Raw genomic sequence first — 17,363 nt, 5'->3', positions numbered from 1 at the left:
TCACTCCGTTCGTGAACTGCTTCCCCTCGAGGTACCCGAAACCGATATCAAAGACCGGCGGCAGCGCGCAGCTTGTCAGCACGATCGGTCGACTCCCACGGCAGCGAAATGTCCGTTCGGCCGAAGTGACCGTATGCGGCGGTCGGTGCATAGATCGGACGAAGCAGATCGAGGTCACGAATGATTGCACCGGGGCGTAGATCGAACACCTCGGAGATCGCAGCCTGAATCCGCACTGGATCGGTCTTCTCGGTTCCGAAGGTCTCCACGAACAGACCGACCGGCGCCGATTTACCGATCGCGTACGCAACCTGAACCTCGATGCGATCGGCTAGACCCGCCGCCACCGCATTCTTCGCAACCCACCGCATCGCGTAGGCGGCGCTACGGTCGACCTTGGACGGGTCCTTACCGGAGAAGGCGCCGCCACCATGACGGGCCATGCCGCCGTAGGTATCGACGATGATCTTGCGGCCGGTCAGTCCGGCATCGCCCATCGGTCCGCCGAGAACGAACTTTCCGGTCGGATTGACGAGCAGTCTGATGTTGGAAGTGTCGAGCGTGGGGATGTTCAGATCTGCGAGCACGGCGCCGAGGACCTTGTCGCGGATGTCCGGCGTCAGCAGATTGTCCAGGTCGATATCGGCCGCGTGCTGGGTGGAGACGACAACCGTGTCCAGTCGCACTGCCTGATCACCGTCGTACTCGATGGTGACCTGGGTCTTGCCATCCGGACGCAGATACGGCAGGGTGCCGTTCTTGCGAACCTCGGTCAATCGACGAGCGAGGCGGTGGGCCAATGCGATAGGAAGCGGCATCAGCTCTGGGGTATCGGTATTCGCGTACCCGAACATCAGCCCTTGGTCGCCTGCACCCTGGCGGTCGATCTCGTCCTCGGAGAGTCCTTCGACGCGCGACTCGTGTGAATTATCCACTCCCTGAGCAATTTCCGGAGACTGAGCACCGATCGCAACGTTCACGCCACACGAGTTGCCGTCGAAGCCTTTGGCAGAGGAGTCGTAACCGATCTCGAGGACCTTCTCGCGGACGATCCTCGGAATGTCCGCATAGGCGGTGGTATTCACTTCACCGGCGACATGGACCTGGCCGGTAGTGACCAATGTCTCCACTGCCACGCGTGCACGAGGATCCTCGGTGAGAAGTGCATCGAGGATCGAGTCGCTGATCGCGTCACAAATTTTGTCTGGGTGACCCTCTGTCACGGACTCACTGGTGAAGAGCCGACTGCCGGACTTGCTCACGGATTTCCTCTCGACGCGTACTTTCGGCCGGCCAGGAGCATTGCTCCCTGTCGGCCATCACATTCATTCGATTCGAGCACATACCTGGTGAAGCACTCTGAACTACAGCTCACTGTGAACTACAACTCACTCTGAACTACAACTATGGGTTCGACACTCCGAGACGGATTCCGACACGAAGCGCACGTCACTTTAGTCGGGCGGACGCGTGCTGTGCACCCTTCGAATCACCGGTGATCCGAAGGCTGGATCGCGAGCATGCCGACAACTGCATCGACGACGCGGCTCGCAAGCAAAGCTTTCGAACCCTCTCCGAGCGCCGATTCCGAACCATCGGATCCCAACAGCCACCCGTCGTTGTCGTCGACCTCGAACGCTTTTCCCTCGCCTACCGCGTTGACGACGAGCAGATCGCATCCCTTACGTTCGAGCTTCGCTCGCGCATAGGTGAGTACATCTCCGTGCTCGTCACCGGTCTCGGCAGCAAAACCTACGATCACAGTGGCTTGTGCAATGTCCCCGTTACGACGCGATTCGACCAGTCCTGCCAAGATGTCGTCGTTTCGAACCAGCGGGATCGAATCCGGTTCGTCGGCGCCCTTCTTGATCTTGCTCGCGGCGATGGTTGCCGGACGGAAGTCGGCGACAGCTGCCGCCATCACGATCACGTCGGAATCCGGGGCGAACTTGCGCACCGCCTCCTGCATCTGCCGCGCCGTCTTCACATGCACGACGTCCACAGCTGCGGGATCGGGAAGTTCGGTGGTGAAACCAGCGATGAGGGTGACATCGGCGCCACGTTGAGCTGCCACCCGAGCCAACGCATATCCCTGCTTACCGGAACTACGGTTGCCCAGGAATCGGACGGGGTCCAACGGTTCGCGGGTTCCGCCGGCGGTCACGACGACTCGGCGACCGGAAAGATCTTGCGGGAGTGCATCCGATCGCTCGGCCAGCAGCATCGCAAGTGCAAATATCTCGGAGGGTTCCGGAAGGCGACCCGCACCGGTGTCGCGGCCCGTCAGACGACCGGACGCAGGTTCGACGACGGTGACACCGCGACCACGCACGGTGGCGACGTTAGCAACCGTCGCCGGGTGCTCCCACATCTCGGTGTGCATCGCCGGAGCGAGAACGACCGGGCATCGCGCGGTCAGAAGTGTGGCGGTCAGGAGATCGTCCGCACGCCCGCCTGCGATCCGGGCCAGCAGGTCTGCCGTGGCAGGTGCGACGACCACGAGGTCGGCTTCCTGCCCCAGCCGAACGTGTGGGACCTCGGGCACGTCGGAAAAGACTCCGGTGTGGACGGGGTTACCGGACAGCGCTTCGAACGTTGCCCGCCCCACGAACTCGAGCGCCGACTCCGTGGGGATCACCCGAACGTGGTGTCCCCCCTCGGTGAAGCTGCGAATGAGGGAACAGCTCTTGTAGGCGGCGATCCCGCCACCTACTCCGATGACTACGCGCAACGGCTGCTTCCTTACCGGCGGTTCTTATTCGCCTTCGGAATGCTCGAGGAGATCGGCATGGATCTCCCGGAGTGCGATCGAGAGCGGCTTCTCCTGCAGACCCGGCTCGACCAAGGGTCCGACGTACTCGAGGATGCCGTCGCCGAGCTGGTTGTAGTAATCGTTGATCTGACGGGCCCGCTTGGCCGCATAGATCACGAGAGCGTACTTCGACGACGTGCGCGCCAGAAGTTCGTCGATGGGGGGATTCGTGATGCCGAGCGGCGTGTCGTAGGCCGGCAGAACGCTGGATCCATCGAAATCGGACACGGCCGCTGAAGTGCTGCTCACTATTGATCTCCTGAAAGTGCATCGGTACTGCTGCGAAAAATGCTGGTGCTGTCTGCTGGTCGAAGCCACACTGCTGGTACTGCAAGACTGCTGAAGCTGGCGAAAATCGGCTCTACATCGCCCGGAGTACGCCGGAATCAACCGACCGAAGACCTACCGACCAACAAGGATACCAACTCATCGCACGAATGGTCGACATCGGCATTGACAATGATCGTGTCGAACTCGCTCTGTGCCGCCAATTCGACCCGCGCCGTCTGAAGTCGCCGCTCGGTAGCATCCGATTCTTCAGTGGCCCTGGACGTCAGGCGCTGCACGAGATCTTCCCAGGTAGGTGGTGCCATGAACACCAACAGAGCTTCGGGCTTGGACACTCGCACGGCACGTGCACCGGCGAGATCGAGTTCGAGTAGCACCGGATGTCCTCGCTCCAAGGCTTCCTCTACCGGGGCGGCCGGCGTACCGGAGCGGTGCAGACCACCGTGCACACTCGCCCACTCGAGCAATTCGTCTGCCTCGACCATGCGATCGAACTCATCGGCAGTAACGAAGTGATAATCCTCGCCGTCGACCTCGCCGGGTCGCGGCGCCCGGGTGGTCACGGACACGCTGAACCACAGCTCGGGCAGGGTCCGTCGTACAACTCGAACGACGCTGGACTTACCGACGCCGGAGGGACCGGACAACACGATGAGCCGACCCCTCCCGCTCGGTGACGCGTCACTGTCGGACACGGTCGATACCTCCGCCACTAGTCGAACCTCTCAGGCTTCGAAATCGAATTTCGTCAACAGCGCCTTACGCTGTCGGTCACCGAGACCACGTAGACGACGAGTCGGTGCAATCTCCAACTCGGTCATCAATTCCTGGGCCTTGACCTTGCCGACCTTGGGAAGTGCTTCCAAAAGTGCCGACACCTTCATCTTGCCGAGAATCTCGTCGGTTTCGGCATCCTTCAGCACTTGCTGCAGATCGGTGCCGCCACGCTTGAGACGCTCTTTGAGCTCAGCTCTTGTTTTACGGGCGAAAGCCGCCTTCTCCAAAGCGGCTGCTCGCTGCTCTGCGGTCAACTGGGGAAGGGCCACGTTTCCTCCGTCACATCGAAAGGTGAACAGTGCACGGGTCTTGCTTGCACTTGGCTGCGGTATACCAGCGGTAACCTGCAACGACAGCGACGGTACCCACGCTCGACGGAGTTCGCGAACCCACCCCCACCGCCGAGCGCTTTCGGCCGGTGAGCTAAGCCAAGGCAGTCTCGATCTCATCGCGCAGCGTTCGAGCGGCGTCCTGGAGGGCGCCGACCGTCGGCCCAGCAGCAAGCACTCCGCGGGACGAACTGGGCAGCAGCAGATCCTTGCAATCCCCGAAGATGTGCCTCAAGTCGCCGACCTCGGCGCCCTGGGCACCGAGACCCGGCGCGAGAATCGGTCCGCCGAAGCCCTCGAGGTCCAGACCGTGATCTCGGGTGGCACCGACCACGAGGCCTACCGTGCCGAGACCGTCACGACCGACGGTTCGTGCTCCGTCGACGACCGCCTGCGCAACCGATCGCTCGTTGCTTTCGGCCAACTGCACCGAAGAACCTTCCGGATTCGACGTCCGAGCGAGAACGAAGACGCCTCGCCCGTGAGCCGAGGCCACGTCGAACGTCTCGGTCAAGGAGTCGAATCCCAGATACGGCGACACCGTCACCGCATCCGAGGACAACGGGCTCTCCTCCCCCAGCCATGTCTGCGCATACGCGCGCATGGTGGTACCGATATCCCCACGCTTCGCGTCGGCGATCACCATCGTGCCGGCGTCCCGCAACACCGTGATCGTGCGTTCCAACACTGCGAAGCCTGCGCTGCCGTAGGCCTCGAAGAAAGCGACTTGAGGCTTCACGACGGCGATCTCACCAACGAAGGCCTCGACGCATATCTCCGCGAATGCCTCCAGCCCGTCGGCGTTCCTGGGCAGACCCCACGCGTCGAGCAGTGCCGGATGCGGATCGATGCCGACACAGAGTCGACCCCGTGAGGCGGTCGCGGTGCGGAGTCGATCCAACCACCCGCCCACGGTCATGCCTGACCGCGTCCGGCCATTGCGGCATGCAGATCCTGAAGCGAACGAACTCCGATGCCGCCTGCGATGGAGGCTTCGATACCTTGCACGGCTGCCGATGCACCCTGGACCGTCGTAATGCACGGGATGTTCTGTGCCACGGCCGCACTTCGAATTTCGTACCCGTCGACGCGCGGACCCGAGTTGCCGTAAGGCGTGTTGATCACCATCGCGATGTCGCCGGCGAGTATGCGAGCGACGATCGTCGTTTTGCCTTCTGGGACTTCCTCGCCGGACTGCTTGAACACCTGCTCGCAGGTGATCCCGTTGCGCCGCAAAACCTCTGCGGTTCCCTCGGTCGCGAGAATTGTGAACCCCAGGTCGGCAAGGCGTTTGACGGGAAAGATCAGGGACCGCTTGTCCTTGTTGGCGACGGATACGAACACTGCACCGGAGAGTGGAAGCGATCCGTATGCCGCGGTCTGACTTTTGGCGAACGCAGTGCCGAAATCAGCGTCGATTCCCATCACCTCGCCGGTGGACTTCATCTCCGGACTCAGCAGAGTGTCGACGCCCGTGCCGTCGGCGCGACGGAATCGGTTGAACGGCAACACCGCTTCCTTGACGGCGATCGGTGCATCGAGAGGTGTGGTCCCGCCGTCACCGACCGCAGGAAGCATGCCGCTCGCGCGTAGATCGGCAATCGACTCGCCCATCATGACCCGAGCACATGCTTTCGCGAGTTGCACTGCCGTCGCCTTCGAGACGAACGGCACGGTGCGACTGGCACGCGGATTCGCTTCCAGGACATACAGAATGTCGTCCTTGAGTGCGTACTGAACGTTGAGAAGTCCCTTGACACCGATCCCCTTCGCGAGAAGTTCGGTCGAGCGACGAACGTTCTCGATATCGGCTCTGCCGAGCGTGATCGGTGGAAGCGCACAGGCCGAGTCGCCGGAGTGGATACCGGCTTCCTCTATGTGTTCCATCACCCCACCGAGGTACACCTCGGTGCCGTCGCACAACGCATCGACATCGATTTCGACGGCATCTTCGAGGAAGCGATCGACGAGAACGGGCCTGTCGTGCGAGATCTCGGTCGCTCGGTCGATGTACCCGGCCAGTGACGGCTCGTCGTACACGATTTCCATCCCGCGCCCTCCGAGAACGTACGAGGGACGTACGAGCACGGGGTATCCGATGCGTGCCGCGATGTCGCGCGCGCCGTCGAAGGTCGTTGCAGTTCCGAATTTCGGTGCAGGCAACCCGGCTTCGTTCAGGACTCGGCCGAATTCACCGCGGTCCTCCGCGAGGTCGATCGCTTCGGGGCTGGTACCGACGATCGGAACGCCCGCTGCTTTCAGCCGTTTCGCCAGGCCGAGTGGAGTCTGGCCACCGAGCTGAACGATGACGCCCGCTACCGTGCCCGATTGTGCCTCGGCTCGGTAGACCTCAAGCACGTCCTCGAAGGTGAGCGGTTCGAAGTACAGGCGGTCGGCCGTGTCGTAGTCGGTGGAGACGGTTTCGGGGTTGCAGTTGATCATGACCGTCTCGTACCCGGCTTCGGACAATGTCTGCGCCGCGTGGACACACGAGTAGTCGAATTCGATGCCCTGGCCGATGCGGTTCGGTCCCGATCCGAGGATGAGGACTTTGTCGCGTTCTCGTTGCTCGGTGACCTCGGACTCGGCTTCGGGATCGAGTTCGTAGGTGCCGTAGTGATACGGCGTTTTCGCTTCGAATTCAGCGGCACAGGTGTCGACCGTCTTGTAGACCGGGTGGACTCCGAGTTCGCCTCGTAGAGCCCGGACACCGTCTTCGTCGCCGAGTTCGGGTCGGAGCGCGGCGATCTGACGATCGGAGAGTCCGTGGTACTTCGCCTGACGCAGAAGGGCTTCGTCGAACTCTGCCGCACCGCGGATGTCGTTGCCGAGCTCGTGGATCAGCTGGAATTGATCGAGGAACCACGGATCGATCTTGGTGGACTCGAACAATTGCTCGACCGTTGCGCCGAGAGCAAATGCCTTCTCGATGCCGTACATGCGGCCGTCCTGCGGAACGGCCAGATCAGCGAGCAGTCCCTCCAGATCCTCGGCAGGATCGCCTTCGGCATCGCTCGGCCAGGTCACTTCCGGGCCTGTCCAGTAACCCGCGCGCTTGGTTTCGAGCGAACGCATGACCTTGCCGAACGCCTCGGTGAAGTTGCGTCCGATCGACATCGCCTCACCGACGGACTTCATCGTGGTGGTGAGGGTGCCGTCCGCGCCCGGGAACTTCTCGAATGCGAACCTCGGCGCCTTGACCACGACGTAGTCGAGAGTGGGCTCGAAGCACGCAGGCGTTTCCCTGGTGATGTCGTTGACGATCTCGTCGAGCGTGTAACCGATGGCGAGCTTGGCAGCCATCTTGGCGATCGGATACCCCGTCGCCTTCGATGCGAGTGCCGAAGACCGCGACACCCGCGGATTCATTTCGATGACCACGAGCCGGCCATCGGCAGGGTCCATCGCGAACTGAATGTTGCAGCCGCCGGTATCGACGCCCACCTCACGCAGAATGTCGATCGAGAGGTCGCGCATGGCCTGGTATTCGCGGTCGGTGAGTGTCATCGCCGGGGCTACGGTCACCGAGTCACCGGTGTGCACACCGACTGGATCGACGTTCTCGATGGAGCAGACGATCACGACGTTGTCGCGACTGTCCCGCATGAGTTCGAGTTCGTACTCTTTCCAGCCGAGGATCGACTCCTCGATGAGGACGTTCGCGGTCGGCGAGGCGGACAGACCGCCACCGGCGATACGCGTCAGATCGGTGTCGTTGTATGCCATTCCGGAACCGAGCCCGCCCATGGTGAACGACGGGCGGACGACGACAGGAAAACCGAGTTCTTCGACGGCAGCTCGTGCCTCGTCCATCGTGTAGCAGACAGCCGACTTCGCGGACTCGCCGCCGACTTTGGCGACGATGTCCTTGAACTTCTGTCGATCTTCGCCGCGCTGGATGGCGTCGAAATCGGCGCCGATCAGCTCGACACCGTACTTGGTCAGAATTCCCTGCTCGTGCAACGCGACGGCCGCGTTGAGGGCGGTCTGACCGCCGAGAGTCGCGAGAACAGCTTCGATCGGGTGACCCTGTTCGGCCTCACGGGCGAAGATCTTTTCGATGAACTCGGCAGTGATCGGCTCGACGTAGGTCGCGTCGGCGAATTCCGGGTCGGTCATGATCGTCGCCGGGTTGGAGTTGACCAGGCTGACACGCAGGCCCTCTTCGCGCAGTACGCGACAAGCCTGGGTTCCCGAATAGTCGAACTCGCAGGCCTGACCGATCACGATCGGCCCCGATCCGATGACCAGTACATGGCTCAGGTCTGTGCGGCGTGGCATTACTTCTTCTCCTGAAGGACGCTGGTGAAACGATCGAAGAGGTATGCGGCGTCATGTGGACCGGCCGCGGCCTCGGGGTGGTACTGGACGGAGAACGCCCGCCCGCTCAACAGTTCGACGCCTTCGACGGTGCCGTCGTTGGCGCACGTGTGACTGACACGCGCTCGGCCGAAGTCGGTGTCGAATTCTTCGCCCGCCTCGCCTTCGAGTGCGAAACCGTGGTTCTGCGCAGTGATAGCGATCCGGCCCGTGGTGTGTTCGATAACCGGGATGTTCATTCCGCGATGGCCGAATTTCATCTTGTAGGTAGAGCGCCCGAGAGCACGTCCGAGGATCTGGTTGCCGAAGCAGATGCCGAAGAGTGGCAGATCCCGCTCGAGAACGCTACGGGTGAGGGCAACACTGGAGTCCGCAGTCGCTGGGTCCCCGGGTCCGTTCGATAGAAAGACGCCGTCCGGATTCAATTCCAGAATCTGCTCGATGCTCGTCGTCGAGGGCACTACGTGCACTCGGACACCGCGCTCGGCAAACATGCGAGGAGTGTTCGTCTTGATCCCGAGATCGACTGCGACGACGGTGAATCGAGTCTCGCCTGCAGGCTCGATCGTGTAGTTCGAAGTCGTTGTCACTTCGCCGGCGAGGTCGGCTCCGAGCATCGACGGCTGACCGAGTACTTGCTCGAGCATCTCGTCTGTGCTTCCGAGCGCATCTCCGGAGAACACGCCTGCGCGCATGGATCCGCGGGTGCGGAGGTGACGTACCAGCGCGCGGGTGTCGATGCCCGCTATGCCGACGACATTCTGTTTCTCGAGCTCGTCCTGAAGCGTGCCGGTCGAACGCCAGCTCGACGGACGGCGCGCTGGATCGCGAACGACGTAGCCTGCCACCCAGATTTTGTTGGGGTCGCTTGCGCTGGAGGCTTCACCGTCCTCTTGGTTCCAGCCCGTGTTGCCGATTTGGGGCGCGGTGGCCACCACGATCTGGCGGTGGTAACTGGGATCGGTGAGGGTTTCCTGATAGCCGGTCATTCCGGTGCAGAACACTGCCTCGCCGAGAGTTCTACCTTCGGCTCCGAAAGCTGTGCCGCGAAACGTCCGGCCGTCCTCCAGAACAAGAACTGCGCTGCTCACGCGGGTGTCTCCTTCGAATCATCTGTACCGGCACTCGAGCCGGAATCAGTATTTGTGTCTGTCTCGACCCACGCCGGGTAGACAAATTTGTCGTCGGCGCGAAATCCGGTGTCTATTTCGGTGCCCGTGGGCAATTCCCAACGGATCACCAGAAGCCCGTCCTTGCTCATGACCTTGCCTGCGAGTCCGCGCTCGGTTCGGATTGCGCGAATCGACTCCTCGGGAATCCAGATAGTGGATTCGCCGGTTCGTACCAACAAGATGCCGTGCTGGTGCCGGGAGAGTTCGGCGGTGGCCCGATGGCCGATGTCGCCGACCGCGATTCGGTCCTGCCAGCTCGGCGCTATGGTGCTGCCGACATAGAGACCCGTCGACGGCTCGAGCACCGTGCTACCGACATCCGACGGCACCTCCGGGAAAGTGCCGATTCGATCTGCCTGTCGTTTCTGCCGTCCGCGCCAGCCCCAGAAGATCAACGCGATCATCAGGACCCAGAACACGACGAACGCGACGACGATGAGAACTCTGTCCATGTCCCTTACGCTCCTGTCGGCGTTCGGATCACACCGTCGCGTGCGGTGATTCGCCCGCGTAGCAGCGTGGTGGTCACTTTTGCCGAGAACGTCATCGATTCGAACGGTGTGTTGTCGGCGACACTCGCCAAGTTCTTTCCCGTGACGGTCCAGCTTGCTTTCGGATCCACGACGGTGAGATTTGCGATCTCACCGACCTCGATAGGCCGGCCCTGATCCGGCAATCCCACGATCTCCGCCGGCCGCTCGCTCATGACTCGGGCAACTCCGCGCCAGTCGAGTAGTCCCGGCTCGACCATCGTCTGCACGACAATGGACAGTGCGGTCTCCAACCCGAGCATCCCAGGCTTTGCCTGCGCGAACTCGCAGCACTTGTCCTGTTCGGCGTGAGGCGCGTGGTCGGTCGCCACGCAGTCGATCGTGCCGTCGGCCAGACCGCGCCGTAGGGCCTCGACATCGGATGTCTCACGCAAAGGCGGATTCACCCGGTTGATCGCGTCGTACGTTTCGAGCCGAGAGTCGTCGAGAAGCAAGTGATGCGGGGTCACCTCGGCGGTGATGGAAATGCCCTGACTGCGTGCCCACGCGAGCAGGGCGACGGTTCCCGCAGTGGATGCGTGGCAAATGTGGACCCTCGCACCGGCGTCCCGCGCGAGAAGAGCGTCGCGGGCGACGATCGACTCTTCCGCTGCTCGCGGCCAGCCTGCCAGTCCCAGTCGCGCGGCCGTCGGGCCTTCGTGCGCGATGGACCCGACCGTCAGCCGCGGCTCCTCCGCGTGTTGTGCAATCAGCACTCCGAGCGAACTCGAATACTCGAGCGCGCGCCGCATGATCAAAGGATCGTCGACGCAATGCCCGTCGTCGGAGAACATGCGTACCTTGCCTACGCCCGCGGCCATGATCGCCATCTCGGCGAGTTGCTTTCCTTCGAGTCCGACGGTGACGGCACCTACCGGATGCACGTCCACGAGGCCGACCTCTTGACCGCGCCGCCACACGTAATCGGTCACCACCACCGAGTCGGCGACCGGGGCCGTGTTCGCCATCGCGAACACAGCGGTGTAGCCGCCGAGCGCGGCAGCAGCCGAACCGGTTTCGATGGTCTCGGTGTCTTCGCGGCCGGGTTCACGCAGGTGCGTGTGCAGGTCGACGAAACCGGGCAGAACGATCTGTCCGCGCGCATCGACGACCTCGGCGTCACCGGCATCGAGATCTGTCCCGATCGCCACGATCTGACCGTCTTCGATCAGTATGTCTGTTTCCGGACCCTCGCCGTAGACGAGCACACCGGTGAGTACAACGCTCATTCCGCTCCTCCATCCGAGCCGACGAGCAACCGAAACAGCACAGCCATGCGCACGTGAACTCCATTCGTAACCTGTTGCAGCACAGCAGTTCTCGGAGAATCAGCCACCGAGGATGCGATCTCCATGCCGCGAAGCATCGGACCTGGATGCAATACGATCGCGTGCTCGGGCAGCAGATCCATACGCTTCTGCGACAACCCGTACGTGATCGAGTATTCGCGAGCCGAGGGAAAGAACCCCCCGTTCATTCGTTCAGCCTGCACTCGAAGCATCAGTACGGCGTCGAGGCCTGGCAATTCGGCATCGATATTGTGCGATATCCGAACCGGCCAGCTCGAAGCTCCTACCGGCATGAGCGTCGGAGGTGCGATCAGCACCACTTCGGCTCCGAGCATCGACAGCAGGAGCGCGTTGGACCGTGCGACTCGGCTGTGCAGGATGTCACCGACGATGGCGACTCGTTTTCCTGCGATGGTCCCGAGACGCTGTCTCAGGGTCAACGCGTCGAGAAGCGCCTGGGTGGGATGCTCGTGCGTTCCATCTCCCGCGTTGATCACCGCCGGACCAGTGCCTTCACCCTGCCCCGCCGTCCACGACGCGATCTGGTGTGCGGCGCCCGATGCCGGGTGCCGCACTATCAGTGCGTCGGCTCCTGCGGCACGCAGCGTCATCGCCGTATCGCGGAGTGATTCACCTTTGGAAACCGATGAGCTGCTTGCACTGACGTTGATGACATCGGCGCTCATCCACTTTCCAGCGACCTCGAACGAGACGCGGGTCCTGGTCGAGTTCTCGAAGAACACCGTCATGATGGTGCGGCCGCGGAGGGTCGGAAGCTTCTTGACCTCACGGCCGAGCAACGCCTGCTCGAAACGATCGGCCTCGTCCAACAGCTGTGTTGCAGACTCGACGGTCAGGTCGGCCACGGAGAGAAGATGCTTCATGAGACCGCGCTCCCGTCGGACAAGCTGACCCCATCTCGACCATCACGTTCGGTGAACAGGACTTTCACGTCCTCCGATCGCGCCGTCGGGACGTTCTTTCCTACATAGTCGGCGCGCAGCGGCAACTCGCGGTGTCCGCGGTCGATCAGGACTGCGAGTTGGACGGCACGTGGGCGTCCGAGGTCGCGAAGAGCATCCAACGCCGATCGGACCGTGCGACCGGAGAACAGTACGTCGTCGACGAGGACCACCAGGGCACCGTCGACGCCGCCGGCGGGAACGGAGGTGCGTTCGAGTGGCCGGTGCGGCTTGTTTCGGAGATCGTCGCGATACAGGGTGATGTCGAGCGAACCCAGCGGCGGACGGACACCAGAGAACGCCTCGATACGTTCGGCGAGCCGATCCGCGAGGATGGTGCCCCGGGTCGGGATCCCGAGCAACACGACCCGCGGAGCATCGACGGAGTCGAGTGCTGTCTTCTCGATGATCTGATGTGCAATTCGCGCGATGGTCCGGCCGACATCGGCAGCGGACAACAGTTCTCGCGCGGACTCCGACTCTTCGGGCGGAGGTAACGGGCTTTCGGGCGCAGGCAAACTACGACCTCCTTCTCCGCCTCTCTGGACGGATCGTTAAAGGATGTCTGACAAATGGACAGCCTAGCAATGCATCATGCCCTCGAGCACTGCCGGGGCAGCCTGGCGTGACGGACATTACTCGTCGGAAGCGTGCTCGCGGTTTTCGACCGATGCGGAGTCTTCGCCAGTGCCATCCGGCTGAGAACTGGCTGTTGCAACGCGCGAAGACACCGCCGCTGCTGCCGCGCGAACCTGCGGCGCGACGAGGACGATTTGGCCTAGCACACCGTTGACGAACGACGGTGAATCGTCGGTGGACAACTGCTTGGCGAGTTCGACCGCTTCGTCCACAGCAACGACGGGGGGAACGTCGACAGCGTGGAACAACTCCCATACCGCAACGCGCAGAATCGCACGATCCACCGCGGGCAGCCGCTTGAGTGTCCAGTCGTTGAGATGATCCGAGATCACACCATCGAGTCGATCCAAGTTCTCGGCCACACCGACCACCAAGGTCTCGGTGTACTCACTCACGGGGGCGATCGAATCGTCCGCGCGAGCAAGCTCGATGCGTTCTTTGGCGAGGTCCACCGGATCGGTGTCCCGTGCCTCTGCCTCGAACAGGAAATCTACAGCGCGCTTGCGGGCCTTGTGGCGCGCACCGAGCTTCTTCACAGGCTCGGTGCGCGCTGCTGCCTTCTTGGACGACACGTTAGGAATTCACACGCCCAAGGTAGTTTCCGTCGCGCGAATCGACCTTCAGCTTGTCACCGGTGTTGATGAACAGCGGAACCGAGATCTCGGCGCCGGTCTCCAAAGTGGCCGGCTTCGTGCCTCCGGTCGACCGGTCGCCCTGCAGGCCCGGATCGGTGTGCTTGACCTCGAGTTCGACCGTCACAGGTAGCTCCACGTAAAGCGGTGCCCCCTCGTGCATCGCGATCTGAACCCGAAGGTTCTCGAGCAGGAAACGAGCGCCGTCGCCGACCGTTGCCTCCGGGATGGCGAGCTGGTCGAAGGTGTCACCGTCCATGAAGACGTAATCGGTGCCGTCGTGGTACAGGTACGTCATGTCACGACGATCGACCGTGGCCGTCTCGACCTTGACGCCGGCATTGAAGGTCTTGTCGACAACTTTGCCGGACAGGACGTTCTTGAGTTTGGTGCGCACGAACGCGGGGCCCTTACCCGGCTTCACATGCTGAAATTCGGTGATCGTCCACAACTGGTTATCGATGCTGAGGACGAGACCATTCTTGAAATCGCTGGTGGAAGCCACTGGCTTTTATGTCTCCTCGTGTTCGCGTGTTCTTATCTCGCAGTGACCGTGATGTCACACGAGAGTGAGTTGCTTGCTGGTCATGGTGAGAAGCTCAGGACCGCCGGGGCGGACGATGAGTGTGTCTTCGATCCGAACGCCTCCGCGCCCTGAGAAGTACACACCCGGTTCTACAGTCACAGCAGCACCGCACTGCAGTGTACCGGTGCTCGTGCGTGCGATTCCCGGCGCTTCGTGGATCTCCAATCCGACGCCGTGGCCGAGTCCGTGCAGAAACAGTTCGCCATACCCGGCTTCTTCGATGACCGATCGCGCAGCAGCGTCCACAGATGCAGTGCTCACACCAGGGACGAGCGCATTCCTTCCAGCCGTCTGAGCGCGCAGAACCAACTCGTACACATCTCGCTGCCAATCCGCTGGGCTCCCGATAGCCACCGTTCGGGTCATATCCGAGTGATATCCACCGACGAGCGCGCCGAAATCGAACTTCACGAAGTCGCCCGATTCCAGGATTGCTGCAGTGGGTCGGTGATGCGGCACCGCGGAATGCGCACCCGTCGCCACGATCGTCTCGAAGGAAATCCCGTCCGCGCCGTGTTCGACCATCAGCGACTCCAGTTCACGTGCCACGGCAAGTTCGGTACGGCCAGGCCGAATCGAACCACGCTCGACGAGCACGGCAAAAGCGTCGTCGGCCGCGCGGCAGGCCTCGCGTAGCAAGCCGATTTCGTACTCGTCCTTCACCATTCGAAGTTCTTCGACGAGACCGGGACTGCACACCAGATCGAGCGAGGCATTTCCCTCACTCCATCCTCGATGCTGATCGACGGTCACGACATGGCTCTCGAATCCGATGGCAGCGCCCCGCGGCGCATATTCGCTCGCCAGCAGATGTGCCGCCGAAGACCGGTCGATCACTGCACGAAGATCGGGGACTTGCTCGGCGACTTGACTGAGATATCGGCCGTCCGTGCAGATGACGGTCCTGCTTTCATTCGGTGAAGAATCACCGGTTCCGACGATCAACGCTGCGTTCGATCCAGTGAACCCGGTGAGATACCGAATGTTCAGCAGGTCTGTGACCAGAAGAGAGTCGAGTTCCTTCGCGATCAAGGACTGTCGAAGAGCCGAGCGACGGGCAGCGAAATCTGCAGGCATTCCTACAACGTACCGCCGTCGCACGTTCGACCTTTGGGCGACGCGAAGACGCAGTTTGTGTGGGGCGCGCCACAGTGCCGCCCCGAAGCGGATACGCTGTCCCCCATGACAGGGTGGGTGGTACGCGGAATCGGAATGGGACTGATCAACGTCGGAGTGCGAATTCTGCTGGGTTTGGCAGTAGCGCAGTGGCCGTTGCATGGTTCGCAGCTTCGATGGTTGGGCTTGGCTGTGGTCTTGCTCGCAGTCATCGTGTGGGCTGGTATCGACGGTATTCGTGACCGTCGCGCAAACCCGGACCCGGATTACGGCGCCGATCTGACGATGCTGTGGCTCAAGGCAGCAATCGTCGGCGGTCTGCTCGCTGGACTGCTCGCATGGCTGATCGGGCTGATAGTGGACTTCAGTCTCGGCCAGAACTCACTGTTCTTCGAGATGACCTCGGGTGCAGCGTTCACCATTCTTCTGATCTTCATCCCGGCGACCATCTCGGTGTTCCTGGGCCGCCTGCTCGTCGGACGCGAGGCGAAGAAGAAGCTCGCCGCATCCGATGCCGAACACGAACAGGAACGCCACGATCGTCATCTGGTCGGCGCAGGGACTACCGCCTCGAACCAGAGTTCGGTAGCCGACCAGAATCGATGGGCCGACGACAACGCGGACACCGAGGTGTTCCAGGCTGTGCAGCCCGACGCCGAGGACCCGAAGGGCACTTCACACGGCGAGCATCGTTCCGAACGCTGACTCTCGAACACAAGGAATCCCCCCTGTATTTTCGACCCATGGGCCGAAAATACAGGGGGGATTTTCCATTCGGATCGCGCCTCGATCAGAGCAAAATGCCCGAACTACCCGGTCCCGGGTCTTCCTTGGCGACTACCGAATATGCAGCGACGAGAAGAGCCGGATCAGGCCCTTCGAGCCTCCCCGGTTTCGCCAATCCGTCGAGCACGACAAATCTGAGCATCCCGGCGCGATTCTTCTTGTCGGTTTGCATTCCCTTGAGAAGATCACCGAATGCGTCGCCGTCATATCCGACGGGAAGACCGACCGACTGGAGAATGCTGCGGTGGCGGTCGGCAGTGGCGTCGTCGAGGCGGCCCGCAAGCCGTCCCAACTCTGCCGCGAACACCAGACCTACCGACACGGCTGCGCCGTGACGCCAGCGGTACCGCTCGCGTCGCTCGATGGCATGGGCGAGAGTGTGGCCGTAGTTGAGTATCTCCCGAAGGTCGGACTCACGTAGATCAGCAGCAACGACTCGGGCCTTGACTTCGACGGACCGTCGAATGAGCTCGGGTAGAACCGACCCAGTCGGGTCCATTGCTGCTTCGGGATCGGCTTCGATCAAGTCGAGAATGACCGGGTCCTCGATGAAACCGGTCTTGATGACCTCTGCCAGGCCGGAGACGATCTCGTACTTCGGGACCGTCTCCAACGTCGCGAGATCGATCAACACTGCCGAAGGCTCGTGGAACGAGCCCACAAGGTTCTTTCCCGCCTCGGTGTTGATGCCAGTCTTGCCACCGACTGCCGCGTCGACCATCGCCAACAGCGTCGTCGGCACGTGGACCACTTTGACGCCACGCATCCACGTCGCGGCAACGAAGCCTGCGAGGTCGGTAGCCGCTCCCCCACCGATACTCACCACGGCATCGCTTCGGGTCAGTCCGATTCTGCCGAGAACCTCCCAGCAAAAACCGGCGACCGCGAGTTCTTTGCCGTCCTCTGCATCCGGGATCTCGATGCGGTGTGCATCGATTCCCTTCGCCGCCAACACCTCTCGGACGGCCTCGGCCGTCTCGGCAAGCGGCGGCTGATGGAAGATCGCAACAGTCTTCGTACCGAGGAGTTGATCGACCAGGTCGGTCAACAATCCTCTGCCGATGATCACCGGATACGGCGCTGCAGTATTGACCATTACGCGTACGGGGTCGGTCATCCGTTCAC

General features: G+C 62.1%; 17 protein-coding genes. 1 reads left to right on the top strand and 16 read right to left on the bottom strand.

What is annotated here, in order from left to right; genetic code table 11:
* Nucleotides 1-47: 47 nt before the first annotated feature.
* From metK to ABIB36_RS18550, 15 genes are all read right to left on the bottom strand, one after another.
* A complete protein-coding gene (gene metK / locus ABIB36_RS18620; RefSeq protein WP_084348818.1) occupies nucleotides 48-1,262 on the bottom strand; it encodes a methionine adenosyltransferase in 1,215 nt (404 codons plus the stop codon).
* Between the two features lie 227 nt (nucleotides 1,263-1,489).
* Complete coding sequence (gene coaBC, locus ABIB36_RS18615; RefSeq protein WP_354562449.1) at nucleotides 1,490-2,731, bottom strand: bifunctional phosphopantothenoylcysteine decarboxylase/phosphopantothenate--cysteine ligase CoaBC; 1,242 nt, start codon at nucleotides 2,729-2,731, stop codon at nucleotides 1,490-1,492.
* 24 nt (nucleotides 2,732-2,755) lie between these two features.
* Nucleotides 2,756-3,061 (bottom strand): DNA-directed RNA polymerase subunit omega, encoded by a 306-nt coding sequence (rpoZ, locus tag ABIB36_RS18610; protein WP_084348816.1) that lies wholly within the window; start codon nucleotides 3,059-3,061, stop codon nucleotides 2,756-2,758.
* A gap of 137 nt (nucleotides 3,062-3,198) precedes the next feature.
* On the bottom strand, nucleotides 3,199-3,795 hold the full coding sequence (gmk, locus tag ABIB36_RS18605) for a guanylate kinase (protein ID WP_084348991.1): 597 nt from the start codon (nucleotides 3,793-3,795) through the stop codon (nucleotides 3,199-3,201).
* 30 nt (nucleotides 3,796-3,825) lie between these two features.
* Complete coding sequence (gene mihF / locus ABIB36_RS18600) at nucleotides 3,826-4,146, bottom strand: integration host factor, actinobacterial type (RefSeq protein ID WP_084348990.1); 321 nt, start codon at nucleotides 4,144-4,146, stop codon at nucleotides 3,826-3,828.
* A 154-nt stretch (nucleotides 4,147-4,300) separates the two neighbouring features.
* Nucleotides 4,301-5,125 (bottom strand): orotidine-5'-phosphate decarboxylase, encoded by an 825-nt coding sequence (gene pyrF / locus ABIB36_RS18595; protein ID WP_084348815.1) that lies wholly within the window; start codon nucleotides 5,123-5,125, stop codon nucleotides 4,301-4,303.
* On the bottom strand, nucleotides 5,122-8,487 hold the full coding sequence (gene carB / locus ABIB36_RS18590; protein ID WP_084348814.1) for a carbamoyl-phosphate synthase large subunit: 3,366 nt from the start codon (nucleotides 8,485-8,487) through the stop codon (nucleotides 5,122-5,124). Before carB ends, pyrF begins: the two co-directional genes overlap by 4 nt.
* Nucleotides 8,487-9,617, bottom strand: coding sequence for a glutamine-hydrolyzing carbamoyl-phosphate synthase small subunit (carA, locus tag ABIB36_RS18585; RefSeq protein WP_354562455.1), 1,131 nt, complete (start codon nucleotides 9,615-9,617; stop codon nucleotides 8,487-8,489). The genes carB and carA overlap by 1 nt, the downstream gene beginning before the upstream one ends.
* Entirely contained in the window at nucleotides 9,614-10,150 is a 537-nt protein-coding gene (locus ABIB36_RS18580; RefSeq protein ID WP_354562457.1) for a PH-like domain-containing protein, read from the bottom strand. The genes carA and ABIB36_RS18580 overlap by 4 nt, the downstream gene beginning before the upstream one ends.
* A gap of 5 nt (nucleotides 10,151-10,155) precedes the next feature.
* Nucleotides 10,156-11,457 carry a dihydroorotase gene (locus ABIB36_RS18575; protein WP_354562458.1) on the bottom strand — a complete coding sequence of 434 codons (1,302 nt, stop codon included), beginning with the start codon at nucleotides 11,455-11,457 and terminating at the stop codon, nucleotides 10,156-10,158.
* Nucleotides 11,454-12,401, bottom strand: coding sequence for an aspartate carbamoyltransferase catalytic subunit (locus ABIB36_RS18570; RefSeq protein WP_084348810.1), 948 nt, complete (start codon nucleotides 12,399-12,401; stop codon nucleotides 11,454-11,456). The genes ABIB36_RS18575 and ABIB36_RS18570 overlap by 4 nt, the downstream gene beginning before the upstream one ends.
* On the bottom strand, nucleotides 12,398-12,997 hold the full coding sequence (gene pyrR / locus ABIB36_RS18565) for a bifunctional pyr operon transcriptional regulator/uracil phosphoribosyltransferase PyrR (RefSeq protein ID WP_084348809.1): 600 nt from the start codon (nucleotides 12,995-12,997) through the stop codon (nucleotides 12,398-12,400). Before pyrR ends, ABIB36_RS18570 begins: the two co-directional genes overlap by 4 nt.
* Nucleotides 12,998-13,114: 117 nt before the next feature.
* Nucleotides 13,115-13,690 carry a transcription antitermination factor NusB gene (nusB, locus tag ABIB36_RS18560; RefSeq protein WP_354562460.1) on the bottom strand — a complete coding sequence of 192 codons (576 nt, stop codon included), beginning with the start codon at nucleotides 13,688-13,690 and terminating at the stop codon, nucleotides 13,115-13,117.
* A gap of 1 nt (nucleotide 13,691) precedes the next feature.
* Entirely contained in the window at nucleotides 13,692-14,255 is a 564-nt protein-coding gene (efp, locus tag ABIB36_RS18555) for an elongation factor P (RefSeq protein ID WP_084348807.1), read from the bottom strand.
* A gap of 54 nt (nucleotides 14,256-14,309) precedes the next feature.
* On the bottom strand, nucleotides 14,310-15,413 hold the full coding sequence (locus ABIB36_RS18550; protein ID WP_354562463.1) for a M24 family metallopeptidase: 1,104 nt from the start codon (nucleotides 15,411-15,413) through the stop codon (nucleotides 14,310-14,312).
* A 105-nt stretch (nucleotides 15,414-15,518) separates the two neighbouring features.
* Here ABIB36_RS18550 and ABIB36_RS18545 point away from each other — a divergent pair, with 105 nt between their 5' ends.
* Complete coding sequence (locus ABIB36_RS18545; protein ID WP_354562465.1) at nucleotides 15,519-16,157, top strand: B-4DMT family transporter; 639 nt, start codon at nucleotides 15,519-15,521, stop codon at nucleotides 16,155-16,157.
* Nucleotides 16,158-16,242: 85 nt separating this feature from the next.
* Here the strand turns inward: ABIB36_RS18545 and aroB are convergent, their stop codons facing one another.
* On the bottom strand, nucleotides 16,243-17,355 hold the full coding sequence (aroB, locus tag ABIB36_RS18540; RefSeq protein WP_084348804.1) for a 3-dehydroquinate synthase: 1,113 nt from the start codon (nucleotides 17,353-17,355) through the stop codon (nucleotides 16,243-16,245).
* Nucleotides 17,356-17,363: the final 8 nt, after the last annotated feature.

Source organism: Rhodococcus sp. UYP9, from assembly GCF_040547235.1.
Lineage (GTDB): Bacteria > Actinomycetota > Actinomycetes > Mycobacteriales > Mycobacteriaceae > Rhodococcoides.
Note: the sequence above shows the minus strand (reverse complement) of the source record. Positions and strands in the feature narration are given on the sequence as shown.

Coding starts and splice junctions, on each gene's coding strand:
- pyrF (WP_084348815.1), bottom strand. CDS start 5,125: ATGACCGTGGGCGGGTGGTTGGATCGACTCCGCACCGCGACCGCCTCA.
- carB (WP_084348814.1), bottom strand. CDS start 8,487: ATGCCACGCCGCACAGACCTGAGCCATGTACTGGTCATCGGATCGGGG.
- ABIB36_RS18580 (WP_354562457.1), bottom strand. CDS start 10,150: ATGGACAGAGTTCTCATCGTCGTCGCGTTCGTCGTGTTCTGGGTCCTG.
- ABIB36_RS18575 (WP_354562458.1), bottom strand. CDS start 11,457: ATGAGCGTTGTACTCACCGGTGTGCTCGTCTACGGCGAGGGTCCGGAA.
- ABIB36_RS18570 (WP_084348810.1), bottom strand. CDS start 12,401: ATGAAGCATCTTCTCTCCGTGGCCGACCTGACCGTCGAGTCTGCAACA.
- ABIB36_RS18550 (WP_354562463.1), bottom strand. CDS start 15,413: ATGCCTGCAGATTTCGCTGCCCGTCGCTCGGCTCTTCGACAGTCCTTG.
- ABIB36_RS18545 (WP_354562465.1), top strand. CDS start 15,519: ATGACAGGGTGGGTGGTACGCGGAATCGGAATGGGACTGATCAACGTC.
- aroB (WP_084348804.1), bottom strand. CDS start 17,355: ATGACCGACCCCGTACGCGTAATGGTCAATACTGCAGCGCCGTATCCG.